15 protein-coding genes are annotated in these 15,525 nt (G+C 41.9%); 5 read left to right on the forward strand and 10 right to left on the reverse strand.

What is annotated here, in order from left to right:
- Positions 1–52: 52 nt before the first annotated feature.
- Together NE638_RS11870 and NE638_RS11875 are read right to left on the reverse strand one after the other, a co-directional pair.
- Complete coding sequence (locus tag NE638_RS11870; RefSeq protein WP_173746258.1) at positions 53–763, reverse strand: hypothetical protein; 711 nt, start codon at positions 761–763, stop codon at positions 53–55.
- A gap of 170 nt (positions 764–933) precedes the next feature.
- Positions 934–1,932 carry an acyltransferase gene (locus tag NE638_RS11875; protein WP_173746260.1) on the reverse strand — a complete coding sequence of 333 codons (999 nt, stop codon included), beginning with the start codon at positions 1,930–1,932 and terminating at the stop codon, positions 934–936.
- A 203-nt stretch (positions 1,933–2,135) separates the two neighbouring features.
- Between NE638_RS11875 and NE638_RS11880 the strand changes: the two genes are divergently transcribed.
- The 4 genes from NE638_RS11880 to rfbD all read left to right on the forward strand — a co-directional run bounded on the left by NE638_RS11880 (position 2,136) and on the right by rfbD (position 6,401).
- Complete coding sequence (locus NE638_RS11880) at positions 2,136–3,317, forward strand: MerR family transcriptional regulator (RefSeq protein ID WP_173746262.1); 1,182 nt, start codon at positions 2,136–2,138, stop codon at positions 3,315–3,317.
- 129 nt (positions 3,318–3,446) lie between these two features.
- On the forward strand, positions 3,447–4,343 hold the full coding sequence (gene rfbA, locus NE638_RS11885) for a glucose-1-phosphate thymidylyltransferase RfbA (RefSeq protein ID WP_118170718.1): 897 nt from the start codon (positions 3,447–3,449) through the stop codon (positions 4,341–4,343).
- A 94-nt stretch (positions 4,344–4,437) separates the two neighbouring features.
- Positions 4,438–5,472, forward strand: a complete 1,035-nt coding sequence (rfbB, locus tag NE638_RS11890) for a dTDP-glucose 4,6-dehydratase (RefSeq protein ID WP_015525710.1) — start codon at positions 4,438–4,440, stop codon at positions 5,470–5,472.
- Positions 5,469–6,401, forward strand: coding sequence for a dTDP-4-dehydrorhamnose reductase (rfbD, locus tag NE638_RS11895; protein WP_173746264.1), 933 nt, complete (start codon positions 5,469–5,471; stop codon positions 6,399–6,401). The genes rfbB and rfbD overlap by 4 nt, the downstream gene beginning before the upstream one ends.
- Positions 6,402–6,521: 120 nt before the next feature.
- On the opposite strand, the gene NE638_RS11900 is transcribed toward rfbD, so the two are convergent.
- The 7 genes from NE638_RS11900 to NE638_RS11930 all read right to left on the reverse strand — a co-directional run bounded on the left by NE638_RS11900 (position 6,522) and on the right by NE638_RS11930 (position 13,236).
- Positions 6,522–8,147 carry an LCP family glycopolymer transferase gene (locus tag NE638_RS11900; RefSeq protein WP_129975947.1) on the reverse strand — a complete coding sequence of 542 codons (1,626 nt, stop codon included), beginning with the start codon at positions 8,145–8,147 and terminating at the stop codon, positions 6,522–6,524.
- A gap of 314 nt (positions 8,148–8,461) precedes the next feature.
- Positions 8,462–8,746, reverse strand: coding sequence for a hypothetical protein (locus NE638_RS11905; RefSeq protein ID WP_173746236.1), 285 nt, complete (start codon positions 8,744–8,746; stop codon positions 8,462–8,464).
- 174 nt (positions 8,747–8,920) lie between these two features.
- Entirely contained in the window at positions 8,921–9,295 is a 375-nt protein-coding gene (locus NE638_RS11910) for a hypothetical protein (RefSeq protein WP_173706638.1), read from the reverse strand.
- Between the two features lie 38 nt (positions 9,296–9,333).
- A complete protein-coding gene (locus NE638_RS11915; protein ID WP_118315255.1) occupies positions 9,334–10,056 on the reverse strand; it encodes a hypothetical protein in 723 nt (240 codons plus the stop codon).
- Complete coding sequence (locus NE638_RS11920) at positions 10,053–11,936, reverse strand: recombinase family protein (protein WP_173706637.1); 1,884 nt, start codon at positions 11,934–11,936, stop codon at positions 10,053–10,055. Before NE638_RS11920 ends, NE638_RS11915 begins: the two co-directional genes overlap by 4 nt.
- Positions 11,923–12,927 carry an AAA family ATPase gene (locus tag NE638_RS11925; RefSeq protein WP_173706636.1) on the reverse strand — a complete coding sequence of 335 codons (1,005 nt, stop codon included), beginning with the start codon at positions 12,925–12,927 and terminating at the stop codon, positions 11,923–11,925. The genes NE638_RS11920 and NE638_RS11925 overlap by 14 nt, the downstream gene beginning before the upstream one ends.
- Entirely contained in the window at positions 12,928–13,236 is a 309-nt protein-coding gene (locus NE638_RS11930) for a helix-turn-helix domain-containing protein (protein WP_167338123.1), read from the reverse strand. It lies immediately after the preceding gene.
- Between the two features lie 313 nt (positions 13,237–13,549).
- Here NE638_RS11930 and NE638_RS18245 point away from each other — a divergent pair, with 313 nt between their 5' ends.
- Positions 13,550–13,732, forward strand: a complete 183-nt coding sequence (locus tag NE638_RS18245; protein WP_180214205.1) for a helix-turn-helix domain-containing protein — start codon at positions 13,550–13,552, stop codon at positions 13,730–13,732.
- Between the two features lie 150 nt (positions 13,733–13,882).
- Here the strand turns inward: NE638_RS18245 and NE638_RS11940 are convergent, their stop codons facing one another.
- Positions 13,883–15,451, reverse strand: a complete 1,569-nt coding sequence (locus NE638_RS11940) for a caspase family protein (RefSeq protein WP_173706635.1) — start codon at positions 15,449–15,451, stop codon at positions 13,883–13,885.
- Positions 15,452–15,525 lie beyond the last annotated feature (74 nt).

A 15,525-nucleotide genomic window follows, 5' to 3' on the forward strand; every position in this document is an offset into this window, starting at 1 on the left:
TACGAACCGGAGGCCTTATTTATCTCTGTACTCAGCCAGACATATGGATTCATCATTTCAGAACAGACTGGATCCATTTCAATGCATTATCTTTATTCTTCACATTACCCGGAAGGCAGATGCACACCGGATCATATCTCAGGCCAAATTCCTGAGCAATACTACTGCTGCCGTCAAGCTCCAGATGCTGATCATCCACAGCGCCCAAAGACTCAAATACCTCATCTCCAAACGTTTCCCTGAGATCTGCATACATTCCGCTGTCCTTCTCATGTTCATAGAGTTCCTTCGGCATGATCAGGACATCAACTGTAGCACTCTGGATTTCCGTCACATATGCGATCCTGGCATAATAATCGAAATCCTCTCCTGTCTCGTCCGTCATCAGATTCTGTGCCACACTGACTTCTGCATATTTATCCTCTGTTCCCAGTGTCTTCAGGGCATCCTCTTCCACCTTCTCAGCGTCAAAATCCCCTGCATTCACCACTGCAATGGAAAGCACCGTCTTCATCTGTGCGTGACGATAAATATTCACTCCCAGACAGACTCCGCCAATGGCAAGAAGCACGCACAGCATATGTATCTTATAATACATCCAGATATACTGAATCTTCTTACCTGTTCCCATTCCCTTCAGTTTCTCTTTTTCGATCCGGCGGCGTTCCTTCTTCGTCAGATCTGTTTCGTTGGGCATCTCCGGATTCAGTACACTCTCATCGTGTCCGTCACCGCCGGCCTCCGCTCTGTTTTGTAAATCCATAAAAATCTCCTTTTTCTTTCACGTCTCAGTATTTTTCACCCTGAAGCAGGATATTCCAGTCGCTTTCCCCACATCCTCCGGGGGAGTGCTGTGACTTATCAATAAAGGATATTTTAGCATATTTTAGTACAAAATCACAGCGCATAAATATGAAAATACCATAAACTCCTCTATTTCCGGCAGATCCTCATTCCATATCCATACATTACCGCCACAGCAGTCACAAAAACACAGACCATCACCGGTCTCATCCACAGATATAAAAGATTTTTCTCAATTCCAACTGCCACAGCCACATCCTTCAGGATATCCGCCACACAGAGATGGAACAGATAAATAAAAAATGCATATTTCTGACCGATGGCTACCGGAAGCTCGGGCACTTTCCGATTTTTTCCCATGATCGCAATGAGAAAAAGGCCAACAGCCATAAATACTGAACCCAGAAACAATTCCAGTTTGCCAAAATACCGGTATTCCAGCAGACTTGCGATCCCGCCGCCAGCTGCCATGCCATACAAAAGAAACACTTTTTTTCCGGCAAACCAGGCTTCCAGCTTTTCCTGATGTCTGTGTATCAGATGTCCCAACATAAAAAACGGAAATCCGGTAAACAGATAGTTTCGAAACTGCATAACACGGAAATGCTTTTCCGGGAACAGGAAGGTCGAAAATTCCTCCATTCCGAAATGGATCAGAAGAAGCACCGGTATCAGAACATATGCCTGCTTACAAATCCGGAATCTTGCTGCCAGGGCAAAAAGAAGATAACAATAGAGCAGTGCCGGGAGAAACCACAGATGCCATTTCACCTGAGAGCTGTTATTATATAGAAGAAACTGGCGAATATGTTCCCCCGAAACCAGGGCTTCCAGCCATTCCTTCTGGCTTGCTCCGTCGATGTGGTTCTGGATCAGCTCCCACAGACAGCAGACCGGAAATGCCACAAGCATCAGTTTAAGAACATGCCGGACTTTTTTCCCGGTTCTTACAAATTCCGTATCGTCACCACGGAAGCAGAAATATCCGGAAACCATAAAAAACACAGGTACTGCAAATCTGGCAAGTACATTGGCTATGATCCCGGCATTTCCCGGAAAATGGACGTGAAGAAGCACAACTGCATAAGCACAGATCGCCTTTACCATATCCAGAGTACGGTTTCGCATAAAAATTACTCCTTTTTATATCGAACGCTTATCCCGGAAATATGATTCCGGGGTTCCTTTTTTTCGAAACGATATACTAACAAACCAGCAGAATTTTGTCAATATTGTTTTTCTCTTGTACGGCTTCCGAATCTGAATTATAATTCTTTTATGACTTCTATTGCAGGATGTTTATTATTTCCTCAGAAAGGAATCTATTTTTTATGAAAAAAGACGGCTACTATTCCTCCGGCGAATTTGCACGCATGGCACATGTAACTCTGCGTACTGTCCGCTATTATGATAAACAGGATATCCTGAAACCCTCTCTCGTCACCGAATCCGGCGCACGTTTTTATACAGACGAGGATTTTGCAAGGCTTCAGCAGATCCTCCTTCTGAAATATCTGGGCTTTTCCCTGGATGACATCCGTGAAATGACCATCGGTGATTCCGATTATCATTTCATGCTGAATTCTCTGAATATCCAGCTTCGTCTGGTCCGTGACCGGATCGAACAAATGCAGCTGGTGGAAAAAGCGATCCAGGATACCGCACAGGTGATAAATGAACAGCACACCATTGACTGGAGCCAGATGCTGAACCTGATCCACCTGACCGGCATGGAAAAAAGCCTCAAGAATCAGTATCAGAATGCCACCAACATTTCCTCCAGGATCAATCTCCACAGTCTGTACTCCCAGAACAAACAGGGATGGTTTCCCTGGATCTTTGAGCAATGCCGGATCTCGCCCGGTCTTCGTATTCTGGAGCTGGGCTGCGGGGACGGAACGTTATGGACCGACAACCTTTCCCTTCTGCCGGAGGATATCTCCATCACACTTTCCGATATTTCCAACGGTATGCTCCGCGATGCCAGACGAGCCATCGGTTCCTCGGATACCCGGTTTGCGTTCCGGGCCTTTGACTGCAGAAAAATCCCCTGCAAGGACGAAAGCTTTGATCTGGTGATCGCCAATCACGTGCTTTTTTACTGCGATGATATTCCCTCCGTCCTGAAAGAAGTTCGCCGTGTCCTCGCTCCCGGCGGAAGATTTCTCTGCAGTGCTTACGGAAAGGCACATATGCAGGAGGTCAGCCAGCTGGTGCAGGATTTTGATGAACGGATAGTGCTTTCCGCAGACCGGCTTTATGAACGGTTCGGACGTGAAAACGGTCAAAGTATCCTGGAGCCTTTTTTCCCAAAGGCTCATTGGCTTTCTTATGAAGACTGCCTTCTGGTCCAGGATGCGGAGCCGCTGATCTCCTACGTTCTCTCCTGCCACGGCAACCAGAATCAGTATATCCTGGACCGTTACAAGGAATTCCGGGCCTACACTGCTAGAAAAACTGCCAAAGGCTTCCGCATTACCAAGGACGCCGGCGTATTTATTTGTGAAAAATAGCCAAAAATAAAAAATATGAAAAAAGCGCTTGAAGATAACCTTACGTCACCTTTTATAATACAGTTACAGTAACAAAGTTATGTGCAGGCACGACTTATGCTGCACATCATCACGCAAAGGAGAAAACATATGAAAGGAATTATTTTAGCCGGAGGCTCCGGAACACGTCTTTACCCGCTTACCATGGTGACCTCCAAACAACTTCTGCCGATCTTTGACAAACCGATGATCTACTATCCTATGTCTGTTCTTATGAATGCAGGCATCCGTGATATCCTGATCATCTCCACACCGCAGGATACCCCGAGATTTGAGGAGCTTCTCGGTGACGGCCATCAGTTTGGTGTCAACCTCACCTATGCTGTACAGCCAAGCCCGGACGGACTTGCCCAGGCATTCATTATTGGTGAGGAATTCATCGGCAACGACACTGTATGTATGGTCCTTGGTGACAATATTTTCGCAGGACATGGCCTCAAAAAGCGCCTGAAAGCTGCTGTAAACAACGCAGAAACAGGCAAAGGAGCCACTGTTTTCGGATACTATGTGGATGATCCGGAGCGTTTCGGTATCGTAGAATTCGACCAGAACGGAAAAGCAGTTTCCATTGAAGAGAAACCGGAAAAGCCAAAGAGCAACTACTGTGTCACCGGTCTCTACTTCTACGACAACAAGGTTGTAGAGTACGCAAAGAACCTGAAGCCAAGCGCAAGAGGCGAGCTTGAGATCACAGACCTGAACCGTATCTATCTTGAGAAGGGACAGCTGAACGTCGAGCTTCTGGGCCAGGGCTTCACATGGCTGGATACCGGTACACACGAAAGCCTTGTAGAGGCAACCAACTTCGTAAAGACCATGGAGCAGCATCAGCACCGCAAGATCGCATGCCTTGAGGAGATTGCTTACTTAAACGGCTGGATCACAAAGGAGGACGTGCTCAAGGTTTACGAAATCCTTAAGAAAAACCAGTACGGTCAGTATCTCAAGGATGTTCTGGACGGAAAATATCTGGACGCTCTTCACTGAGCCGATCTGTTTTTTAACACTGTATTTACCGGCGAGCTCCGTTCCGACGGAATCCGCATAAGATCAATCATTCATATTATAAAGGAGATTTTTTATGACAATCATTGTTACCGGCGGTGCCGGATTTATCGGAAGCAACTTTATTTTTCATATGATGGAGGCTCATCCGGACTATCGTATCGTATGCCTGGACTGCCTGACTTACGCAGGAAACCTTTCCACTCTTGCACCGGTTATGGACAAACCGAACTTCCGCTTTGTAAAGGAGAGCATCACAGACCGTGACGCTGTTTACAAGCTTTTCGAGGAAGAGCATCCGGACATCGTGGTAAACTTCGCAGCGGAGAGCCACGTAGATCGTTCCATCGAGAACCCGGAAGTATTCCTTGACACCAACATCAAAGGTACTGCAGTCCTTATGGATGCCTGCCGTAAATACGGAATTCAGCGCTATCATCAGGTTTCCACAGATGAGGTTTACGGAGATCTTCCGCTTGACAGACCGGACCTTTTCTTCACAGAGGAAACTCCGATCCACACAAGCAGCCCTTACAGCTCTTCCAAAGCAGGCGCAGACCTTCTTGTTCTGGCATATCACAGAACTTACGGCCTGCCAGTGACCATCAGCCGCTGCTCTAACAACTACGGCCCATATCACTTCCCGGAAAAACTGATCCCGCTGATGATCGCCAACGCTCTGAACGACAAACCACTTCCAGTTTACGGAAAAGGTGAAAATGTCCGTGACTGGCTCTATGTTGAGGATCACTGCCGTGCCATCGATCTGATCATCCACAAAGGACGTGTAGGTGAGGTTTACAACGTAGGCGGACACAATGAGATGAAGAACATCGACATCGTAAAACTGATCTGCAAGGAACTTGGAAAACCGGAAAGCCTGATCACACACGTAGCTGACCGTAAAGGCCACGACATGCGTTATGCCATCGACCCGACCAAGATCCATAACGAACTTGGCTGGCTTCCGGAGACAAAATTTGCAGACGGAATCAAAAAGACCATCAAATGGTACCTTGACAACAAGGAATGGTGGGAAACCATCATCTCCGGTGAGTACCAGAATTACTACGAAAAAATGTATGGAAACCGCGAGGAGGTTAAAGCATGAAATTTTTCGTAACAGGCGTTGGCGGCCAGCTTGGCCATGACGTGATGAATGAACTGTCCAGCCGTGGACATGAAGGCGTAGGAAGCGACATTGCACCTTCCTACAGCGGCATTGCAGATGGTACTCCGGTTACCACCATGCCTTATGTGCAGCTTGATATCACAGATAAAGAAGCGGTAGCAAAAACCATCCGTGAGGTAAAGCCTGATGCAGTGGTACACTGTGCCGCATGGACAGCCGTAGACGCTGCAGAGGACGAGGAAAACCGTGAGAAGGTACGTCTTGTCAATGTTGTAGGAACACAGAACATTGCGGACATCTGCAAGGAGCTTGGCATCAAGATGATGTATATTTCCACAGACTACGTTTTTGACGGCCAGGGAACCACACCATGGGATCCGGACTGCAAGGACTACGCTCCACAGAACGTATACGGTCAGACCAAGCTTGACGGTGAACTGGCAGTATCCGGCACTGTAGATAAATTCTTTATCGTACGTATTGCATGGGTATTCGGCAAAAACGGCAAAAACTTTATCCGTACCATGGTAAATCTGGGAAAAACCCATGACAAGCTTACCGTAGTCAGTGACCAGATCGGAACTCCGACCTACACCTACGACCTTGCACGTCTTCTGGTAGACATGGTCGAGACAGAGAAATACGGCTACTATCACGCAACCAACGAAGGCGGCTTCATCAGCTGGTATGATTTCACTAAAGAGATCTTCCGCCAGGCTGCTGCCCTCGGCCACAAGGAATACGAAAAAGTAGAGGTATCTCCTGTCACAACTGCAGAGTACGGCGTTTCCAAGGCTGTACGTCCATTCAACAGCCGCCTGGATAAATCCAAGCTTGTAAAAAACGGCTTTCAGCCACTTCCAACATGGCAGGATGCCCTGGAAAGATATCTGAAAGAGATCCTGTAAAAAAAAATCCATCGGTGATCGCCGGTGGATTTTTTTCGTTCTGTTTCTCATGAAAAAACAGCCGGTGGAAAGCTTTACGCTTCCCCGGCTGTTCTTATGCTAAAATTTAATAATTTTATCTTACTGCTGTGCAACAGTTCCGTCTGCTGCCTGGGCATCTGCTGTGCCATTCTGTGTGGCATCTGCAGTCTCACCCTGCGCTTCTGCTGTACTTCCCTCTGCAGCTGCCTGTGCATCATTATCCGTAGTTGCTGCCGCTGATGTTGCACTGTCTGCCTCCTCCTGGGAAACAGTCTCTCCGTCACGAACCTTCTTCATCATGGCCTCCGCCTTCTGAACGGTAGACTCATCCGGAATCATAACGTAAGCCTTCTGGCTCATAGAATACGGCTTCTGTGTGTCACCGGTACCATTTACACTGTAGCTTACGATGTTCCAGTCACCGCCGTTGTTCAACTGCTGCTGGAGCAGTCTGGCGATCTCCTCGTAGGAGATATTGGTCTCAAAGCATCCCTGGATGCTGGAAAGAACAGAAGAATAATTCTTCAGAAGCTCCGGTGAAAGAGCCTTGTTGATCACACCCTTGATCACTGCCATCTGGTTCTTGCCACGCTGACGGTCGCCCTCTTTAAAGGCATAACGCTCACGGCTGAATACCAGAGCCTGCTCACCGTTCAGGTAGTTCTCTCCCTGATTGAAGTGATATCCTGTCTCATTCTTGGAATCAAAGTCATAGTCAGAATAAACAGTAACTCCGCCAAGCGAATTGATCAGCTGCTCAAATCCCGCAAAGTTGATACGGAAATAATAGTTGATATCCTCATTATAAAGCATTCCCAGAGTATCCATACATACATTGATACCATAGATACCTGCATGTGTCAGCTTATCTCTCTGTCCGCCTGAAATAGAAAGCGGTACAAAATAATCACGAGGTGTGGAAACCAGAAGCACCTGTCTGGTAGCTGTATTTACCGTAGCAATGATATTGGAATCGCTTCGGCTCTTTGCAACAAGGCCGCTGCGGCTGTCGATACCACTGATAAAGATGGTATATACAGAACCGTCATTGGTACGCTCTTCAGCCTTCGCCTCTGTCTCCTGGGGCTCAATGGTCGTCTCCACCTTCTTCACGGTCAGCTCTTTGATCCTGGAAGAAATATCGGAATATCCATCCATCTCTTCAATAACACTTAAATATGCGCTGTTCAGCACGATCGCACCTGTCTGTCCGTTCAGAAGACCGTCAACCAGCTCTGTAAGTCCTGCATACTCCTGGACCTGCACAGTCTTGCCTGTCTCGGAATCCACTTCCTGGATAGCCTTGTCCGAATTGGCTCTGTCAAGATCTGTCAGCACACCATACACATAATCTGCTGTAGCCTCTATGGAATCTGCAGAATCATCTGCACGGACATAAATGCCGACCTCCGTAATCTCTGTGTTCACACCGGAGATCCCTGCCAGTGTGGAATGTGTCTTATAAACATACATACTTCCGAGAATGAATACTGCTGCAAAAACTGCTGCCAGGATCACTCCCACTACAAATCTTATCTTACCATCCGTACTCCATACAAGCGCCCCGACGATCACGATCAGGACCAGCATTACCAGTCCGATCACTGCAATGAACTTCGTCGGGATCACCTTCATATTCAGAAGCATGACCGCAAATACGATTGCTGTGATCAGAACCACAAGCGTCACGATCAGCCCTGGGATATGTTTCCCCATTTTTCTCATATGCAATCCTCCATTTTTGATGGTACAGAGAATATTACATATGGACACTCTCTGTACAGATTCAAATATCCTAATCATTTTACGCTTTTTTACTGATAAAAGCAAGAAATATCGTAAATCGCCAAATGCAAAAACAGTTCCGTGATATCATGATCCTTTTATGCTCTCACGATGTCACGGAACTGCCTCTAAAATGTTCCTTCCATGAAACAGATATCCTTATTCCACGGTAACACTCTTAGCAAGATTTCTCGGCTTATCCACATCCAGACCTTTATTTACACTGACATAGTAACCCAGAAGCTGCAGCGGGATCACTGCCAGAGAAGTTGCAAAATGTGGATCTGTTTTCGGGATATAAACCGTAAAATCCCCGCTGACCACATTTCCCTTCTCATCCACACAGAGACAGCGGTCCGCATCTCCATCGTAGGCAAACGTACGCCTACAGTCAGGAAAAACTGCAGCATGATACCGATCAGATAATAGGAAGCCGGCATCCGTCCCCAGAAGATCGTGATACCCACAATATGCAGAACACCTGTGATCACAGTTGCAACCGTGATCTTGATCAGCTCATGGAAGCTTCTCCCACTCATCCATTGTCGGCGGTCTGGTTCCTACAAGACTCATATCTCCTCCTTATGTCAACTCAGGAACAACTTTTTTTCAAAAATATCTCATAAAGCACAGTATTATCAACTTACCCTCAAAATAAGCACAAAAAAAGAACCCCTGATTTCTCAGAAGTCCCAAACTCTTCGATTCTATCTCTACTCTATTTCTCCAAATTGCACTATCCTAGCCTGATTCAAATTAAATTCCACCAGATTATATTCTGGATAATGCGTTCCTGCTATTCGATACGTGTCATTTTTATTCCACTCACAAACTCTCCAGATTATCCTCAGCATTTGAATACTATAAATTTTAAAATCCCAGTCTTTAGGATTATATTTAGGCACACGAAAACACTCCGCTTCTTTTCGGCTGACAGACTGAACTGCTAAAGTTCTTTTCTCCGGATTAAATAAGAAGCGAATATACCTCGGATCACCCAATTCTTTTATCGTTGATCGAAATATTCGTATTATTCCTTTTTTTTGGCACAGAGATACCCCTGTGATATTTACTGTGGTTTTCGGCATCTGCACTCCTCCCTTCCAAATGAGCGCACTTTCTCCTATCACCTTGTTGCTGAAAATTCTATATAGCCGTCTGTTAAATTAGTTTCCAGTGCCTTTTTATGTTCTTCTACTGATAAGCCAAAAGAATCCTTCCAATCTTTAGGATAAAATGGTATTCTGTTCAACTTTCTCGCCACTTTTGCTGCTATCTCTTCCTGATTCTGCTCCGGTGTCTGATCTGTTTCTGCAGTAACTAATTCTTCCTTTTTCTCCAACGAATCCGGATTTGCTTTTTTCTTTCTTTTTGTATCCATGAATATCTCTGTTTCCAGCAGATCAAAAATATACATAGTTTCATCTTCATGTGTTATTTTATGCCCCAAAATCTTATATCGGCAGTCTGTATTCCACCCCATCATGTCATACATCATTGCTGAAAATAATTTATTTGACATTTTTCTACTTTTTCTCTTATCAGGTTTTTCAATACACCATCTCAAAGCATCTTTGTCGTTTTCTTCGCATTTCCGCACTACCATTCGCTTATTATCCTGGTTAACAAGAATCTGTATATAAACTGCATCCTCTAAACCGGCAATGCAGGCAGTATTAAATGTCACACTATCTCTTCGGATTACAACGGCTGGCTCCCGCAAATGTGCAAAAAGTTCCCTTCTTACAACCTGGTAACCATCATAACTAAAATCTTGTGCCAGTTCCAGTGCTTTCTGATCTATATTTTCTGTGTTCTCAATAGTCTGATTTATCATCATTTCACTCATACTGCACACCTCATCTTTTCTATCATGTTCTGCGCTTCTTCATTCAGCTTATCCAATAAATTTTCTGATATAGGTTCCAAACCTTCTACTATTTTAGCTGGACGCAGCACATCCCAATTTCCATAATACTTAACTCTATGTAAAAGAAGAACATCTTCTGAACTATCGCCAAAATGATTCTGCCACTGCTTCGGGAAAAGTGTTCTGACAATCTTCTTTGTTTTATTTTTAGATGTATCTACGGTATTCTCTTCCGTTTCAGTCGTATCTGTATCAGGTAAATCCTCTTGAATTATCTCATGTTTAATCACTTCTGGTTCTTCCAGGTCAAACAATAAGATCTGTTCGTTATCTTCCTTTGAATATTGACCTCTAAAACGATATTTACACTCATTATTCCAGTCCATTAATTCAAATAGTGGTTCTGAGAATCCCCGGCAGCTTTTAGGCAGGACTGCCCATTTACCATTTCGTATCGTTCCCCATTTTACGGCATTGATGTTATCTTTATCGCAGGGTCTTACAGCGATACATCTTTCTATTGAATTAAAAAGAATTTCTACATATTCCACATCTTCAAATTTCTTCAAACAGGCAGTGTTAAAGGTAATACGTCCTTCTGAAATTGTCATGGCTGGATTCAACCTTGTAGAAAAGAACTGTGCCCGAACAATCTCGTATCCAGATAAATCAAATCCTCCGTCTTTCTTTTCTTCTTTTGATTCTTCAATATCTTGTATACTATTCTGATCAGAATACACGCTCTGACTTGCTTTTTTATAATCTTCTACTGTAAATCCTGTCCAAGACCGATTAACCGACACAAAACCTTTTAACGCTCCACCATCTACTACCTTGAGATTAGGAAATGGAAAGCCTTTTTTCGCATACTTTGTTACTGTCAACATCTTCTGTGCCGCATTATAAATATCCCTGTCAACAATAGCCTCATGGTGATCTGTTTGTCGGTACTGGTTCCGATCATGACGATTCTTTTTTGATTTATGATCAAGATAATTAGGCGTAAATGTCTTTCTGGAAAGTACATCTCCACAATATCTCTCATTTCTCAATAAACTTCCCACAGTACCACTTGACCATTTGGTATTTCCAAGTTTCGTTTTCCGTTTTAATTGCATCAGTATTTCTGCAATTTCCGCAGTTGGGAAACCGTTAAGAAACAAATAATAGCATAAACGCACTGTTTCTGCCTCTTCTTTATTAATTACCAGATTACCATCCTCATCCACATCATATCCCAATAATTTTGGTGTAAGAAATATGCCCCTGGAAAAACGTTGTTCTATGGAAATATTCATAATCTCACTCTTCGTATGAGACTCTTCCTGTGCAGCTGCGGATAATACTGCCAGCATCATTTCACTGGTATTATCCAATGTGTAAATATGTTCTGTTTCAAAAAACACACCCACTTTTGGTCGCATATTTCCAAGTTCACGAACCTTTGCAATACAATCCACTATATTTCTGGCAAATCTGGAAACACTTTTGGTAACAATCAGATCTATTTTTCCAGCTTTACAATCTTCTATCATCCGATTGAACTCGTCTCTATGCTGTAAAGATGTACCGGATATTCCTTCATCAGCATAAATTCCTACCAGCTCCCATCCTTGATGTTCTTTAATCATATCTTCATAATGATTCTTCTGCAGCTCATAAGAAGAAGTCTGATTAACATCATCAGTAGAAACACGGCAATAGGCACAAACCCTTTTCTCTGCTGTATCCTCAAACAACTTTTCTCTTGGTTTTGCTGGAATGAATTCCAATTCATTTCGGTCAACACCCTTATATCTTTCACGAATCTTATTCTTTTGTTCTTCCTGTTTCTTTATTTCTTTTTCATATCCGCTCACCTGATGCATCACTCCCATTTAACTGCCAATACCATTTATCTCCCAATTTATAGGATATAATCCCCATATCTTTTTTTGCCTGCTCCACAGTACGTTTACCAATACCATTTGCACGCATTTTATCAAATATATCTGCACATGCCATATCTGTTCCACTTAGCAGTAATTGCAGATAATCCTTTGCTTTGTCCAGTTTACTATCTGTTTTTGATTTATGAGACAAAAGATCTTCTACCTCATATTCCTCCTGCCCTATCCACCGAAATCCTAAATCCGGATGTAGTTCAAATACATATGCCTTTCCTTCTGGTGCCAGATTATTTTTTATCTGAAGCATTACACGATAATGCGGAATATTTCTATCCCTTCCTACTAATAAAATACTCCTTGCTACTGCAGCTATATCTATACTTCCAAGTCCTCGATATATGCCTTTTGTCCGATTGCTTTTATTCATGTGTCCAATCAGCACAACTGCACATCCAGTCCGTTCTGCAACTTTTGCAAGATTTGTAAGAACAGAACGCACCGAATTTGTACGTTGTATTTCACTATCCATTCTCAAGTAGGCTTGAAGTGGATCAATAACCAATAATTTCGCCTGTGTACCTTCAATCGCTTGTGCCAATCTTGTGTCATTTAGTAATATTGGTTCTTCATCCGGCTGTTCCAAAAATGCAATTCTACTACAATCTGCACCTGCCGCTTCCAATCGTGGCTTGATTGTATCTTCAATTCCATCTTCTGCCGCCTGATAAATTACGTTTCCCGGTATTTTATCTCCGCTTCCATCTGGCATAGCTTTTCCAGTTGTAATAAGTGCCGCAAGCTGCATCATCATGGTCGATTTGCCTTCTCCTGGATCTCCTTGCAATATCGTTATCTTTCCATAGGGAATATACGGATACCATAACCAATCAACTTCTTTTGATGACACTGCATTATAATATGTAATTCTATAATCATTTTGTTCCTTTTCATTTTGAGCCATCTATAACCCTTCCAGCTTTTTATTTTTCTCCGTCATATCTGCAACCAGTTCTGTAATTGTTTGTATTTCTTTTGGTGTAAGACCAGATACGTCAACCGTTCTTTTACTTTCACACCCCAACAGATAGTCGGTACTCACTCTATAAATTGTAGCTAATCTGACCAAAATTTCATAAGAAGGCTGTCTGACATCATTTTCATAGGAACACATTGTATTTTTATTTACTCCAACCAAGCTTGCTACCTGATCTTGCCGCAAGCGATTGTTTTGTCTTAATTGCTTTAATCTATTTCCTAATGATTCCATCATGTGCATCTTACCTTTCTATGCACTATGAAAATTTTTGATTTTACAGTATTTTAGTATATTCTATCAATTTATAGTTCTCGTTTGGGGAACTGCGGTTCCTCTTTCGAGAACCAGACGAATTTCCACTTAACAATGCTTTATAATATTTTTAATCCATAAATACTGCTTTCTCTTTTTATGTTTCCAATTATATATTATCTAGTGAATTTATTCACTATATTTTTGCATTTTCCCCTACTTATAATTAAACAATCAGGAAATAAATTAGAAGGGCGGGAACAATGTGATTGATTATAGTCCGTTATGGATTACAATGGAAAAACGAAATATATCTCAATATTATCTCGTCAACAATGGCATCGACTACCGAACTATGCAGCAACTCCGGAATAACCAGAATATTACCGCATCTACTATTGAAAAACTTTGCCGGATCTTATCTTGTACCCCCAATGACATTTTAACTTTTACAGATGATGATACACATGACAAATAACTGTCGGAACCGATGAATCCGGCAGTTTTATTTTGCAACATTGCGGTCTTGCGGTGTTGCGGTCTTGATGAAAAATATCTGAAAATAGCAAAAATGCAGGAATTTTCATGTCCCTGCACTCTTGTTATACTCCTATCTAGCTTCCTCTTGTTATTCCAGTTTATCAGTTGCTTCTTTCCATGCTTCCATAGATCTATAATATTTTATTAATTTCAACTTGAAATTACTTATTGCCCACTCTTCTCCTTTATCTGAATTCAAAAGAAATAAAAGTTCTTGTATATCTATTGCTAAATCATAGCTTTGTTTTGAATAATCTTTCAAATCACTGTCTGTTAATGGAAACCACTCTTCAACAACAGTTCTATAAACATCATTCAACTTAGAATATGCGTCCCTCGCCTTTTTCCTCAAATCTTCATAAGATAGCTCTTTATTTAGATAAAAATTAGAATACGCATAAATAACAGATTCTGTTTCAACAATTAATTTCTTTAAATTTGTTTTCCAAAATTCTTTAATTAAATCATCTGGTAAAACATATTTTTCTCTATCTTTTCGTTGTCTTTCATAATCTGTATTTTTTCTATATGCCATATTTGCAATCTGAACTCTTGAGGTTCCTAATTGCTTGCACCAATACAAAATATCATCATTTTCCCAATAAGCCTGATAAGCAAAATTTTTAATATCGCTTACATCAAGATAATCTTTCGCAATCCATATTTGAACCACATCTACAGGTTGTTCCTGGGTTATCCACTGTCTTTGTGTTTCAGGTTGTATCTTTATTGCTTTCAATTTATTTATTACATTTTGCAAAAAAGCAGCTATATTTTCATCATCTATATCGACCTTTGCCACCACTTCAGCTCTATATACTTTCTGATAATGTTCAATTTCTTTTGGTTTTTTAACCTGCCATTGAAAATCCAACGCATCAAAATCGTCAAACACGAACCCTCTTTTTTTTCTTTCACTTATTTTAGGTGGATATTTCAATGGAAACACAACAGTTCCTATCATATTAGAGCGCAATACAGGTACTTGTTGCATAGATTCATTTTTTATATTCCATACTCTGGCATAAGCATCTAAAGTAATTTTTAAATCACTCAGATATAAACCTTCCGGTTGATATGACTTTTTATATCTAACTGCATCACAAAAAAACTGTGTGAAAGCACTTATTTCATTATCATAGTATGGGTGAGACTCTTGATCTTTTCTACATGAAAATACTGCTGTTATTCCTGATTGATATATATCCTTAATAGCTTTATCTGTATCAAATTTTTGCTTTTCTGAACCATAATTGCTATCTGCATGACAGCAATCTATGATTACCAATTTACTTTTCGCCTTTGATTTTTTCAAATGCTCAATAATAACATCAAAATAAACGCAGGTCATATCATTTCCATCAAATGTGTTTGTTGCATATAAATAATTATCTCCTCTCTCATCTATTCCTCCATGTCCTGAATAATAGACAACTGCTATATCTTCTTCCATACAGTTTTCACTAAATCTCACTAATTCTCTAATGTATTCTGAATTTTCAATACGACCATCTTGGGCTAACACTACTATCGAATCATCTGAACATACAAGATTTTCCGTAAATACTTCTTTCATTTTCTTTGCATCATTTATGCAATATGGTAACTGTTGATTTGCTCTATACTCACTAACTCCACAGAATAAACCTCTTATCATCGTATTCCCCCATTTCTTTTTTTCTAAAAGTATTTTACCATACTATTCTATGACCAAAAAGAAAAAATACCGCC

Source organism: Blautia sp. MSK.18.38, assembly GCF_024460535.1.
In the GTDB taxonomy this organism is placed as follows: domain Bacteria; phylum Bacillota; class Clostridia; order Lachnospirales; family Lachnospiraceae; genus Blautia_A; species Blautia_A fusiformis.